This window comes from Flavobacterium sp. MDT1-60 (assembly GCF_014844035.1).
Lineage (GTDB): Bacteria > Bacteroidota > Bacteroidia > Flavobacteriales > Flavobacteriaceae > Flavobacterium.
On the sequence record NZ_CP062159.1, the window covers coordinates 2965332 to 2980483 of the forward strand.

Consider the following 15152-nt stretch of genomic DNA (forward strand, 5'->3'; position numbering starts at 1 on the left):
TTATGAAGACAAATAAAATTTTTAATATAAAATTAATCGCATTTTTCTCTTTCGTCTGGTTGTTTGCCAGCTGTACTGATCTTGATGAAGTTGTTCTTGATGAGGTTTTAGGAAATAATGCTTCTAATCCTGCTGGTGCACTTGCTGCAGCTTACGATCGACTGGGAGACGGAACTTTTACAGATCACGGAGCAATTTTTTCTTTACAGGAATATACAACTGATGAAGCTATTTTGCCAACTCGTGGAAGTGACTGGGGAGATGGTGGAAAATGGAGAGACATGCACGAGTTTACATGGAAATCTGATAATGCGGTTGTAGGTGACAACTGGAACAAATTGACTAACGGAATTACACGTTCTTTAACAGCAATTCAGTCGATTGAAGAAAGTTCTATTCCGCAGAAAAAATTGTTTTTGGCTGAGGCCAAAGCCCTTTTAGCGTATTATTTATACACAACTTTGGATTTGTACGGACAAACACCATACAGAGATCCAATGAACCCGAATGCGCCTTTGCAAATTTTAAAAGCCGATACTCAAATCGATCAATTAATTACAGATGTTGAAGCTTTGATTCCTGATTTAGCTCCTATGGGAGAGCAGCAAACGCACCACGGACGTTTTACAAAAGAAGCAGCGTATGGTTTTTTAGCTACTATGTATTTGAACCGTGCTGTTTTTAAAGATCGTTTTAATGCAAATTCAAGTTTTAATTTTAGTGAGCCTGCAGTAAGTGGTGGAGGAACTGATATGGACCGTGTTATTTATTACACTTCATTATTAATCAACTCTGGAAAATACAGTTTAGAAAGTGATTATTTCAAAAACTTTGCAAGAGATAACGAAAATGGTAAGGAACTTATTTTTGCTATTTCTCAAAAGATAGATTATATCCGTAACGGTTCTAATAGTTTTGCGTATGTGTGTATGGAACGTAACCAGAGAGCATCTGCTGCAAACAGAGGAACAAATGCAGCTTGTACAACTCCTGAATTTTATGCAACATGGGATGGAAATCACGATGATCCTAGATTTGAACAACATTACCAATACGCAGATGGTACATGGTTTATGAATGACGGTACAGATGTAAGCGTTCCTGCGACAGATATTGTACCTAAAAGTACTAATTTACCATGGTTTCATTTTAACAGAGGAATTCAGGCCGGACTTCAGTATGGTCCAATATTATTGCCATCAGGATCTTTAGAAATGATAGGTAATCGTATTAAAGTTTCTCCTTTATATATGGAAAAAAGCAGCACTACAAGAATGAATTTCACGCCATCATTAACATTTAAGAATCCTGCTCAGGCTGTTTTTGCTCAAAACGAAATTAATCAGGGAGCTCGTGTTTTTAAATATGAATTTGATCCTGAAGGAGGAAACGGAAATAGTAATGTTGATATTCCATTGTTTCGTTTAGGCGGAATGTACACGATGAGAGCTGAGGCTTATTTCAGAAAAGGAAGTAACGGATTAGCAATGGATGATTTGAATAAATTACGTACCAGCAGAAAAAGAGAATCTTTGTATGCAAGTGCCCCGGGAAAAGCCTTAACATCTTTAGATGCAACACAATTGTATAAAGAAATAGGTTTCGAATTGTATTGGGAATTGTACAGAAGACCACAAATGATCCGTTTTGGAAAGTTTGATTTACCAGGAACTGCAAAAGCAGCTTCACAACCCTTTAGAAGAGTATTCCCAATTCCGCAGTCAACAATTGATGTGACTAAGGAATTCAAACAAAATCAAGGATATAATTAGTTTTGTGTTAGTTTATTTTTATTTATTTTTTTTACAAAAAGCCTGTTTCTTTCGAAACAGGCTTTTGTTTTTTTCAAAGAATCAGGAATATTAAAGAAGATTTTTTCCTAAGTTTTTATCTAACTTATTGGTTTCAAGTTATAATTTGAAACCATTAAAGCCGAATATTTCAAATATTTATTTTTTAATTCTATTTAGCTTTGGGCTAATTTTAAGAAAAAATGTAATATTTAATTGACATTCTCACTTTAAAAACAAATAAAATTATAAATCAAACAAAAATTAGAAATCATGAAAAAGTATCATTTATTATTCGTTGTTTTTTTCTTTTCGCTGGCAATGTCGGCACAGAGTTCAGGGGCATTTTTGCTTAATTTGTACGGAGGTTATACTTTTAAGGACAAGGTGGAATTTGACAACTCTTATGCTTATGTAGAAGATGGTTTTGAATACGGTGCAGGTTTTGAATATTTTATAATGGATAATGCTTCTATAGAATTAAAATATAACCGACTTGATACAAAAATGCCTTTATACACGAAGGCTTTGACACCTAATAATCCTGTTCCCGCTGGGACTCAGCTTAATGCCGGAGATGATGAAGGTGCTATTAATTATATATTAGCTGATTATACGTATTATTTCGGGTCAAGTTCTCAAAAAGCATTACCATTTTTAGGAGCAGGAGCAGGTGTAGCGATTCTGGAATCACCTCAAAGTGGAAACGGAACTTATTTTGCGTGGGAAATTAAAGCGGGTGTAAAAGTAAAAACTAACTCACCATTATCAATTAATCTTCATGCTTATTTGCAATCTATGTCGGCAGCTGTTGGATATGATTACTATTGGGACTACTATTGGGGCCCTGTGGGAGTTACTGATTATGCATCAACATTTCAGTTTGGACTGGGAGCTTCTCTAAGCTACGACTTCAGTAAATAAACAAGAAAACCATAGAAAAAATTTACCCATTAAAAATTAAATTATGAAAAAGATATTTTTATTATTTGTCCTTATTATGACAACAGGTGCATTTGCACAATCAAAAGAAGATGTGGCTATTATTCAGTCTGTATACGGTAAATCTAAAACAGATTTAGTTAAACAATATTTGAGCCTAACCGATGCTCAGGCCGCAGCGTTTCAGCCTATTTATGATAAATATGAAACAGAAAGAAAAGCATTAGGTCAGAAAAAAATTGAAATCATTAATGATTATGCGACTAATTATGCAACACTGGATGATGCAAAAGCAACACAATTGACGGAAGCCAATCTTAAAAATAATATAGAATTGGATAAACTTTTGTCTTCGACTTTCAGTAAACTTAAAAATGCAATTGGAGGTATAAACGCCGCTAAATTTGCACAATTAGAACAATATCTTCAAGTAACCATAAGAGCGGAAATTCAGGATTCGATTCCTTTTATTGGTGAAATTGATAAATCAAAAATTAGTAAATAAAGGTTCTAAGGTATTGAGGTTCTACTGTTTTTCATAAAACCTTAGAGCCTTAGAACCTCAGTACCTTAGAGCTTCCAAAAGATAGTTATTTTATAAAAAAGGATTGCAATGATATAATATTTGAATGGTATACTAGTGGTATTTTTGATAGCATTTCATATTGACTGTGAAAAAGAAATAATTTATCAACTTGACAAATTAAAAATAATTCAAAATATAACATCATGATACATCAAATTGATACAACAGATAATATAGTGGCTTTTAGAGCATTGGCAGAAGTAACTAAAGACGATTTTCTGAGTGTAGTAGTTCCTGCGGTTGAGCATTTAGTGAAACAAACCAATGAAATTAATTTTTTATTAGTTCTGGATACCGATCTTGAAAATTTTACTGCCGGTGCCTGGCTTGAAGATGCATTACTGGGATTAAAACATCTTGGAAAATGGAACAGAGCAGCTATAATTACAGATTCAGAAGATATTATTTCTTTTACCAACGGATTTAGTTATGTCGTTCCGGGAGAATTCCACGGATTCAAAAAATTAGAATTTAATAAAGCCTTAAACTGGGTCGAGGGAAATATTAATATAGCATAAAATTTGTTTCAAGGTTTTCTTTGTTTCAGGTTTCAAGTTTCAGGTTCTCTGCGAACGTTAAAAAATCAGCCACGCCTTCAGGAATCTTCTACAGAACTATAGAAACTCATGAATTTTTCGTGGCTAATTTTTTGTTTATTTTTTTTCGTTTTCAGAATCACATGCAGCATTCAACCTGAAACCTGAAAAACCTGACACGAGGCTTTAGCCGAATTGGCGAAGCAAACAAAATTTTTAGTGATTATACTCGATACCACTACTATCAGTAACTTCTCTTTTTGCTTTCGAAGATTTTTCTAAATGTTTATAGCAGGCTGAAGCTAATAATGGCAGTGCAAGACCTCCAACAACTGCTGCTGTTTTATTGTGCCCTACTTTTTTTAATACAGCACCAATAACAATTGAACTGATACCGGCACAAACTAAATTTTTAACTGAAAGTTTTGATGCCGGGTTTGGTGTAATTCCGTGCAATAAAGGGTCTATAAAATTTAAATTTTCCATGATTATTGTAATTTTATTTGTTTAAACTTTTTTGTATTTTATGAGGAGATCTTTTCATGATCTGTTTCGATCTCAATTTTTTCAATTTCTACTTTTTCTTTTTTAATGGCTTGTCTTAATAAGGCTAAAAGACTCATATAAATATTTGCTACAAAAACCAGCGAGAATCCTGCCAAAATATAGCCACGCCAGTCATTTAACAAAAGTTTATAATCTGTAAAGAATAAACAGGCAATTGTGACATAATGACTAAAACAGTATTCACACGTAAAAAGATAAAACGCTTTTCGTGACAATAATGTCCTGTCATTTTTAGAATGTCTGACACACCATTCGCGAGGTTCCCTAAATATTTCTTCATGCGTTACAGTCCAACTGATACATGCAATTGGAACTGCTAAAACAAAAAGCCAAATAATTTGGGTTAAAAGATCCATAAATAGATGTTTTGCTTATTCTCTCGGATGCGTTTCAGGAAAATGTTCTGCCTCGAAATCGTCCATATCCTTTGTGTCGTCATCTATATGCTCTTCCTCGTCTTCGGGCTGGCTATGATCATCGACATCGTCCGGAATGTATTCAGTATCCTTTTCTTCATCATTAGTAATTAAACCATCTTCATTAATGATTCTTTCTTCATTCGGAATGTTTTCATTACGGTTAGAATCATTTGTCTCATGATTAACATCTCCTATAAATTCCCCGCGATACTGTTGCTCATATGGATCTTCGTCTTTTTTATAATTATCAGTATCAATAAGTGTTTCCTGATCGATAAAATCCGGGTCTTTCGGACCATAATTTTCGTTGTTATACTTTTCCATGACGTTTAAATTTAATTATTTCCCTGGAAGAAATCTTCCGATTTTTACTTTAAAGGCTTGTATTTTACAAAATTAGCTTTTGGATCGTTTGAAATTGTTACAGAAAATTGGAATCTATTTCTATAATTATCAGTTGAAACGAAAAATAGAATGCTTCAGCCGGAAAACTTAATTATGAGTTTTCTACCGTTATTGATTCGAGAAAAATTTTAATTGGCGGAATTGTTTGTTATCATTTAAATTCTCCCTTTTAAAAGAAAAATGTTAGATAAATAAGATTTTACCGAATAATTTTTTATTTAAGTCATCGATTACATTATTGTTATTGTTTTAAAAAGCTCTTAGAAGAAATAAAAGGATTGAACATCTATGATTTTAACTGTAAAACCGAAAGTAATATAAATGAAAGGTTTTTCGTTAAAAAAATAAGTAGAAAATTTTATTAATAAGTACTTATTTCTTATATTTAGCAAATAGAGTCGTTGTTTATTCTTTTTTATATTCTTCAAATAAAAGCCAGTTTTTCTATTTACAACATAAGCCTTGACGCTCCTTTGAATTGATAGTCTAAGCGTTACTAAAATTTAAATTTTATTTTAAAAAAATGAACCCCAAAAGTTTTTTTAGAATAATTGATAGTCGTTGATATACAATTTTTTAAACGCCTGCCTTTTACATAACAGTTGCCCATTTTTTTGCAAAAAGCGCCAAAACAGTTTTAATACAAAGAATTTATGATATTAATTCACTCTTTGATTGATTTTAAAACGATTAAAAAAGTTTTAGTTTATCTGTTTTTTATTGTACCAATTTATACAATTTCTAATGACGTAAATGCAAATACACCCGGAATTATATGTCCAGAGGGAGAACCATCGCTTCTGCCAGATAATTTCGATTTATCTGGAACAGCATATACTGAGAAAACTAGTCTGAATTGTACCTTAAAAGCTGTTGTTCCTGAACCAACAATTACGGTTCAGCCAGCCGGAACAACAATTTGTTCCGGAGGAAACCATACATTATCTGTAACAGCAACTAACGATACGCCAGGCTTAATGTATCAATGGTTTAAGAGTACAGATAATATTATTTTTACAGCTGTTTCCGGAGCAACATCAGCAACATATATAACACCAGCTTTGACACAGACGACTTATTACAAAGTAACTGTTTCAACTGGTGGAAATGAATTGGCAATAACCTCAGTTGTTGCTCCTGTGGTTGTTCTGCCAAATATTTTAATTACTAAGCAACCCGTATTAAGAACAAATATTTGTAGTGGTTCAACAGCAACTTTAAATGTAACAGCAGTCGGAGGTTCTGGTAATTATAGTTATCAATGGAAAAATTCTACGGTATTAGCCGGCCCTTATACTACTATTTCAGATGCTAATTCAGCATCTTATACAACTCCTGTTTTAACACAAAATACTTTTTATGTAGTTGAAATTTCAGATACTACTCAGGGATGTAATCCCGTTACTTCAAATGTTTCAGGAGTTATGATTCCGGGTATTATTAAACAGCCCATAACTCCTGCTACTGTTTGTGTTGGAGGAACAATTTCACTGTCTGCTACAGCTTCTGCAAATGGAGGTTCAGCAACATTTACGTATCAATGGCAAAGTTCTTTAGATGGCACAACAGCATGGACCAACATTTCGGGCGGGACAGGCAGTTCAACAGCAAATTATACTTCTGGAGGTTTAACAGGCACAACATATTATCGGGCTGTAATCACGTCTTCAAATCCAGGATGTACACTCATAACTGATACAGTTATGGCAACTGTTATTCCTGATCCAACAATTACAATGCAGCCAATTGGCGGAGATATATGTGAAGGAGGAACCTTTACAATGTCATCCGCTGCTGCAAATGGTTCCGGAAATTTTACTTATCAGTGGCAAAAATCATTAGATGGATTAACAGGATGGACAAATGTAACTAATGGTACAGGTGCCAATACAACAAGTTATACAACTGGCCCTGTTAGTATGGATACTTTTTATAGATTAAAGGCGATTGATTCAGGCATTGGTTGTGGTGTTGCAAATTCAAATCCGGCTAAAGTTGATATTTTCGAATCTCCAATAATAAGTACACAGCCTATAGATGGAAAAGTTTGTATTAATCAAACCAATACATTTACAGTAGTAGCTTCCGGAAATATTCTACCGGGAAGTATATTATATCAATGGCAGACGGCAACAGTTTCATCAGGACCATATTTAAATGTAACTGACGGAACAGGAGGTACAACAGCCTCTTACACAACACCAACTTATGCAACAGCAGGAAATAGATATTTTAAGGTTTTAATCTCTCAATCGCAAGCAGCTTGTAGTACAATTTCAAATCTGGTTACTTTGAATGTCTCTGATAGAGCAGTAGCCCCAATTGGCAGTGTTACGCAACAGCCATCATGTGAGTATGCTTATGGAACAATATCAATTTCAAATCCCGATTTGGGAACAGGATACGAATATAGTATAGATGGGGTTAACTTCCAGACAAGTAATATTTTTACCAATCTTGCATCCGGTGTTAAACAAGTCTCTGTTAGAGAGCTTGGTTTAAATACTTGTATCTCTCCTAATACCGAATTCACAATTTTCGACAGATTATGCGCAGTTCCTGAAGTCTTTGCAACCATTTCAGGAAATTCAGGAGGAACCACAGGAACACATAGTATTTTAGATTCTGATTTATTGAGCGGAGTAATTTTAAATCCGGCAGATGTGACTGTAACTGTAAATTCTATCTCGAGTTATTTAACATTTAATGCTGTTACAAACACTATTTCAGTATTACCCGGAACACCTGCAGATTATTATACACTGAACTATACAATTTGTGAAAATGCAAATGCTTCCAATTGCTCAGCCGCTACAGAAGTAATACAAGTAACTACGGATGGAATAGATGCTATAACTGATATTGTTCCTACTATATTAAATGGATCTATAGAAAATTTAGCTGTTGTAAATGTTTTAACAAATGATAAACTGGTTGGTATACCAGCAACAACTTCAAATGTTCAGATTTCGGTTGTTCATCCTGCTTTGCCTGCTGATCCTAATGTTCTTTTGGTTCCTGTTTTAAATACGGCAACAGGAAATGTAGATGTACCGGCAGGAACTGTAACTGGAATGTATGAAATAGAATATAAAATATGCGAATTAGCTGCTCCCGGAAACTGCGATACAGCAAGAATTGTAATGTCAGTAGGAGTAGCCCATATTGATGCTAATGATGATGTAATTGAAAATATTAATGGGTTTCTTGGTCGGCTGAATGTGATTAATGCGATCGAAAATGACGAATTAAACAATGTGCCAATTAGTAGTGCAACTTTTAATGACATAACGATAACGCAAGGTTCTGCTGCGCTTCCTTTATATTCAGGAGCGAACGTCCCACTATTTAGTACAACAACAGGAAATGTAAGTGTACCTGCGGAAACTCCGGCAAAGACTTATTTTATTACCTACCATATTTGTGAGAAATTGAATCCAGCCAACTGTTCAGATGCCAGTATCGCAATTGTTGTAGATGCCAGTCCGCTTGTCGCTAATGATGATATTGTGAATAATATTAATGGTTTTGAGGGAGCTGGTAATGTAATTAATGTTTACGCGAATAATGATTTTTTTAACGGAGCTATTGTTAATATAAGTTTAGCAGGTTTTATTACACCAAAAATTCTAAGTCCGGCTGCTTCTATAAATGGTGGCCCCATCCCTGAATTGATTGTCACTACCGGAAGGGTGAATGTTCCGGCGGGAACTCCGGCGGGAAAATATCAGATCAAATATCAGTTATGTGAAAATCTTAATTACGGTAATTGTAATGATGCCATAATTACAATAAATGTAATTGCACCGACAATTACAGCAACAGATGATTTAATAACAGCTGTAAATGGCTATAGTGGTAAAACAAATCTTCTGATCGCTTATGATAATGATTTATTAAATGGAGGTACACTTGATCTTAATACTGTAACCTCTACTCTTATATCTGGTCCAAGCGCAATAAACGGAGACCCAATTCCGTCATTTGATACAGCAACGGGGGGCGTAAGTGTTCCTCCGCTAACGTCTGCAGGAGAATATAAATTTGTTTACAAGATTTGTGAGAAGCTAAACCCAAACAATTGTGATGATGCAATCATAACTATTGTTGTTGTTGCGGCTCCAATTGTTGCAGAAGATGATGTTCCTTTTGAAGCTTTAATTGGATTTACAGGAAATTCAAACACTATAAATGCTTTAGGGAATGACACTTTAGATGGTGTTGTAGTAAATTCTTCAGAAGTTGAAATAAATGTTCTAATACCGGCAACTTCTATAAATGGAAATCCTGTTCCAATTTTAAATCCCCTAACCGGAAATGTTAATGTTCCGGCGGGTACTCCGGCAGGCAGCTATTCTATAACTTATCGTTTAACTGAGAAATTAAATCTTGCCAATAACGATACAGCAGTTATAATAATAGATGTTATAGCTGCGGCTATTGAAGCAAATGATGATACCGTTGCTAATATTAATGGTTATATCGCAACAGGGAATGCAATCAATGTTTTAATTAATGATACGCTAAATGGACTAAGTACAAACTTAAATCAGGTAACTGTTACAGTTGATGCTCCTGCAAAATCAATCAATGGTGGGCTGGTTCCTGTCCTGCAGCCATTAACCGGCATTGTAAGGGTCCCGGCAGGAACTCCTGAGGGAAATTATGAAATCAAATATCACATTTGCGAAAAAATAAACCCAGCCAATTGTAATGATGCAATAGTATTTATTAATGTAGTTGGCGCACCAATTGACGCAGTTGATGATGATATTTCTTCAATTCCGGTTAATGGATTTGCAGGATCAGCAAATGTGGTGAATGCTTTGACTAATGATACTCTTAACGGAATTGCTATAATTCTGTCCCAGGTAACCATAAGTAATGTCATTCCGGCGAGTGCTATTAATGGTGGGGCAATTCCGGTATTAGATGCAACAAACGGATATGTTAGCATTCCTGAAGGTACAACAGCAGGCACTTATTTTATTACTTATCGTCTAAACGAGAATATGAATCTTTCAAATTTTGATACTGCAACCATAACGATCGCTGTTACAGCTCCAAATATTATTGCTAATAATGATTCTGTAGTTAATATTAATGGATGCAATGGAGCAAATGATGTAATAAATGCTATTACAAATGACAGATTAAACAGCATGGATATTCCATTAATTAAAATTGATATTACATCAGTCAGTACAACAACGCCTGCAAATTATGTTTCAGGAAATCCAATTCCGGTACTGAATGTAATAACGGGAAATGTAGACGTACCTGTAGGAACATCAGGAGGAACTTATACCATTCATTACAAAATTTGCGAAAAATTAAACCTTTCAAATTGCAGTGAAGCAGATATTGTTTTAAATGTTTCAGCAACAATAATTGATGCCAATAATGATCTTGCGAGTAATATTAATGGATATACAGGAGCTTACAATGTTATTAATGCTGTAACAAATGATCAGCTTAATGGTGTGCCTGTTCAGGCACTTCAAATTGATATTCATTTAATAAACACAATAGTGCCTGCAACTTCAACAAATGGAATTGTGCCAGTATTAGATTTGTCTACCGGAAATGTTGACATTCCAGCTGGAACTTCGGGAGGAACTTACACAATTCAATATGAAATTTGCGAAAAATTAAATCCAGTCAATTGTAGCCAGGCAATAATTGTCGTTATTGTGAACGCGCCTCAAATTAAAGCTGAAGATGATTTAATTTCTAACGTTGGGGGTTTTCCCGGTGCACCAGAAGTAGTGAATGCTTTAACTAGCAATGATAAATATAACGGAGCATTTTTAAGTGATATTAATTTAGTAATAAGTACTATTGTATCTCCTGCAACATCAATTAATGGAGGTGTAGTTCCTTTCTTCTTGCCTGCAACCGGGCTAGTTACTATTCCGCAAAGAACGCCCGCGGGAACTTATCAAATTAAATATGCAATCTGTGACAGGTTAAATCCTTTAAATTGTGATGAAGCAACTATCACTGTTCTTGTAGTAGTGCCGCCAATTGTTGCAAATGATGATTTTGTAGATAATATTAACGGAAATACAGGGGCAAATAATGTATTAAACGCTTATGATAATGATACTTTAGATGGCAATCCTATCACAATTTTGAATTCAGGAGGTACATTAGTTTCCGGACCAGCTACTATCAACGGTGCTCCCGTTCCTTTATTTAATGCTGTGACAGGAAATGTAGATGTTCCGGCAGGTACGCATGCGGGAGAATACTTTATTGTTTATAAAATTTGCGGCAAATTAAATCCATTTAATTGTGATGAAGCTGTGATTAAAATTAGAGTGGTTCCCGCACCAATAGACGCAGTTAATGATAACGCTTCTGGAATCAATGGATTTGTTGGGACAACAAATGCTATTAATGTTTTAGATAATGATACTTTAAACGGAGTTTTAGTTATTCCGGCAGCTGTACTTATTAGCAATGTTATTCCGGCAACAGCAATAAACGGAGGAGCAGTACCAGTATTAGACGCTGTAACGGGTATTGTTAATGTTCCGGCAGGAACAACTCCGGGAGCCTATACAATTACATACATGCTTCGGGAAGTATCAACCTTGAGCAATAATGATACAGCTACTGTTACAATTGTAGTTGCTCCGCTTGTTATAGAAGCCAACGATGATATTTTGGCAAATAGTAACGGGTATATCGCAACAAATAATGCGATCGATGTTTTAGCAAATGACACACTTAACGGGGTATCAGCCAGTTTAAGCAATATTACTATCAGGGTTGATGGTGTTGCAACGCCAATTAATAACGGACCAGTTCCAATATTCGATCCTTTAACTGGAAAAGTGCATATTCTGGCTGGCACTCCGGCAGGTAATTATGAGATTAAATATCATATCTGCGAAAATCTAAATCCAGTCAATTGTAATGATGCAACTGTCTATATTAAAATTATTGGAGCACCAATTCTTGCTGTTGATGACACAGCAACCAATGTTAATGGGTATATAGGTGCAGGCAATGTTATAAATGCAATTACAAATGACTTGCTAAACGGAGCGACAGTTCAATTAACGCAAATAAATATCAATTCAATAAATACTGCAACTCCGACAGATTATGTTGCAGGAAATCCTGTTCCGGTTCTGAATACCGAAACAGGAAGTGTAGATGTATCTGCAGAAACTTCAGCAGGAACGTATACAATTCACTATAATATTTGCGAAAAACTGAATCCAACAAATTGTAGCGAAGCAAATATTATTGTTGTCGTAAATGCAGCTAAAATAATTGCTAATAATGATATTGATATCACTGTCAACGGTTATATTGGAAATCCAAATGCATTAAATGTTTTAGAGAATGACTTTTTTAATGATTCTTCAATTGAAGCTAAAAAAGCAAAAGTAGTTGCTATAAATAGTAGCCAAATCACCATTGCAATTTTAGATCCGGCAGATCCTATTAACGGAAATCCAAATATTCCTGTTTTAGATCCTGCAACCGGAATCATAAATGTTCCTCCGCAAACTCCGGCTGGATTATATACTATTCAATACAGGATTGCAGAGAATTTAAATCCATCAAATTTTGATGACGCTACAGTATTTGTTACAGTTACAGCAACGGCAATTGAAGCCAATAATGATACTGTGTTAAACATAAATGGTTTTAACGGTCAGGCCAATGTTGTAAATGCCATTACCAATGATAATTTAAATGGATTGGCAACGCTATTATCTGAGATTACTATTGGAGTTGTGACACCAGCTACACCAATTAATGCTGGCCCAATACCAATATTAGATCTTGTTTCAGGACAGGTAAGTGTTCCGGCAGGCACGCCAAGCGGAACGTATACGATTCGTTATTCTATTTGCGAAAATTTAAATCCAATAAATTGCAGTCAGGCAGAAATTATTGTAACGGTTATTTCAGGGCCAATTATAGCCAATGACGATGCCGCAACCGGAATCAATGGTTTAGACGGAGCTGTCAATGTGGTAAATGTTTTAACAAATGATTTATTAGAGAATGTGGCACCAACTTTATCTCAGGTTAAAATAACGGTTTTGTCTCCTGCGAATCCTGTTTCCGGAGCAGTAGTTCCGGTACTGAATGCAACAACAGGTTTGGTAAGTGTTCCGGTCGGTACATCATCCGGAATATATACTATTGTTTATGGAATTTGTGAGAATCTGAATGCTGTAAATTGTGATCAGGCGGTCATTAAAATCTCGGTTTCGCAACCTGGAATTGCATTGGTTAAACAAGGTGTTTTCTCTGATACTAATGGCGATGGTTACGCGCAACCCGGAGAATTGATTCGCTATTCTTTCCGTATTACAAATACAGGAACCATAGATTTGACTAATGTTACGGTTACAGATCCAAAAGTAACTATTGCCGGAACTCCAATCGCAACGTTGGCAGCAGGACAGTTTAATACAACCAATTACACAGGAACTTATATAGTAACACAAGCTGATATCAATGCAGGATTTGTTGTTAATCAGGCTTTGGTTAGAGCTCAACCTACTGTTGGAACTGCTATTCAGGATTTATCAGACAGTAATGATCCGACACTTATAGGGAATGATGATCCAACGGTAACGCCAGTTATTCAGCTTAAAGATTTAACGTTAATTAAAGGAGGACAATTAACTGGAAACGGAGACGCTGGTTCTCTAATAAATTACAGCTTCACCGTGAGAAATTCAGGAAACGTACCTCTTTCGAATGTTACTATAACAGATCCGATGTTGACTACAAGTTCAATACTGGTAACGCCAAGCACGTTAGCACCTGGCGCAACAGGAACTGCGACGGCTTCTTATACAGTAAAAGCAAGCGATGTTGCGAATGGAGAAGTAATAAATACCGCCCTTGCGATTGGTGATGATCTACAGGGAAAACCTGTTACAGCTGTTTCTGATAGTACCGACCCGACACTAGCCGGTGATGATGATCCGACAGTTATTGATTTGACGGTACGACCTTCAATAGCCCTGGTTAAGACAGCACTATTTAATGATGAAAACAAAAATGGTTATGCAGAAACAGGAGAGACAGTAACCTACCGCTTTGCAGTTACCAATTCCGGAAATGTTGACTTAGTAAACATTGTTGTAAAAGATCCTAAACCCGGAATTACCATTTCCGAAGTTCCGATCAGCTTGAAACAGGAAGAAAGCAATACCAATGCTTTTGTTGGCAACTATGTGCTAACTGCAGCTGATATTGATGCCGGCCTTGTAGAAAATCAGGCTGAGGTTACTGCCTTGAGCGCTAACGGGCTAACAGTAAAAGATCTTTCTGATGATAATTCTATTTCAGAAGATAACCCTACAATTCTTCCTTTAAACGCTTGTAAAGTTACAATTCACAATGCCTTTTCTCCAGATGGTGATGGTAAAAACGAGATCTTTAAAATAGATGGCATCGAATGTTATGCTAACGCGTATGTACAAATTTATGACCGTTGGGGAGTTCTGGTTTATGATGCTTATAACTATGATAACAATGCAGTAGCGTTTAGAGGTATTTCTGAAGGAAGGGCCACCATCAATAAGCAAAAAGGATTGCCGGACGGAACTTATTTCTATGTCATTACTTACACCACATATATGAATGAACCAGTAAGTAAAACGGGATATTTATATCTTTCCGGGAAGAATTAATTAGAATATTAATTTTAATAATTTTCTACGTGCTTAAAAATGCCCGGAATAAAATTTTCCATATTGATAATTTTCATGAAAATAAATTTACTGTTTATCAAAAAGTAGGAATTATAGAAAAAATCAGAAATCTTATAAAATTTTAAGCGTTTTACCGACTCGGTATTTTATAAAAGATTCTGAAGATCGTATAAAAGATAATACACGCTGTAAGTTTAATTTTAAGCTTA

8 protein-coding genes are annotated in these 15152 nt (G+C 35.2%); 5 read left to right on the forward strand and 3 right to left on the reverse strand.

The annotated features are described in order from the left end of the window. The first annotated feature begins 2 nt into the window (after positions 1–2). The 4 genes from IHE43_RS12450 (at position 3) to IHE43_RS12465 (ending at position 3836) form a co-directional block, all read left to right on the forward strand. Positions 3–1772: a RagB/SusD family nutrient uptake outer membrane protein gene (locus IHE43_RS12450; RefSeq protein WP_192184177.1), complete on the forward strand. Its 1770-nt coding sequence runs from the start codon at positions 3–5 to the stop codon at positions 1770–1772. Between the two features lie 291 nt (positions 1773–2063). Then, a complete protein-coding gene (locus IHE43_RS12455; RefSeq protein WP_192184178.1) occupies positions 2064–2714 on the forward strand; it encodes an outer membrane beta-barrel protein in 651 nt (216 codons plus the stop codon). A gap of 43 nt (positions 2715–2757) precedes the next feature. Next, positions 2758–3237: a hypothetical protein gene (locus tag IHE43_RS12460; RefSeq protein ID WP_192184179.1), complete on the forward strand. Its 480-nt coding sequence runs from the start codon at positions 2758–2760 to the stop codon at positions 3235–3237. A 224-nt stretch (positions 3238–3461) separates the two neighbouring features. Next, positions 3462–3836 (forward strand): STAS/SEC14 domain-containing protein, encoded by a 375-nt coding sequence (locus IHE43_RS12465; protein WP_192184180.1) that lies wholly within the window; start codon positions 3462–3464, stop codon positions 3834–3836. 234 nt (positions 3837–4070) lie between these two features. Here IHE43_RS12465 and IHE43_RS12470 read toward each other — a convergent pair whose 3' ends face one another. From IHE43_RS12470 to IHE43_RS12480, 3 genes are read right to left on the reverse strand one after another with little or no spacing between them, the layout of a single operon-like run. Beyond that, positions 4071–4340, reverse strand: a complete 270-nt coding sequence (locus IHE43_RS12470) for a PrgI family protein (RefSeq protein ID WP_192184181.1) — start codon at positions 4338–4340, stop codon at positions 4071–4073. Positions 4341–4378: 38 nt separating this feature from the next. Beyond that, the gene (locus IHE43_RS12475) at positions 4379–4777 is read right to left on the reverse strand and encodes a hypothetical protein (RefSeq protein ID WP_192184182.1); all 399 of its coding nucleotides are present in this window, start codon (positions 4775–4777) and stop codon (positions 4379–4381) included. A gap of 15 nt (positions 4778–4792) precedes the next feature. Then, positions 4793–5164: a hypothetical protein gene (locus IHE43_RS12480; protein WP_192184183.1), complete on the reverse strand. Its 372-nt coding sequence runs from the start codon at positions 5162–5164 to the stop codon at positions 4793–4795. Positions 5165–5898: 734 nt separating this feature from the next. Between IHE43_RS12480 and IHE43_RS12485 the strand changes: the two genes are divergently transcribed. Then, the gene (locus IHE43_RS12485; RefSeq protein WP_192184184.1) at positions 5899–14922 is read left to right on the forward strand and encodes a gliding motility-associated C-terminal domain-containing protein; all 9024 of its coding nucleotides are present in this window, start codon (positions 5899–5901) and stop codon (positions 14920–14922) included. Positions 14923–15152 lie beyond the last annotated feature (230 nt).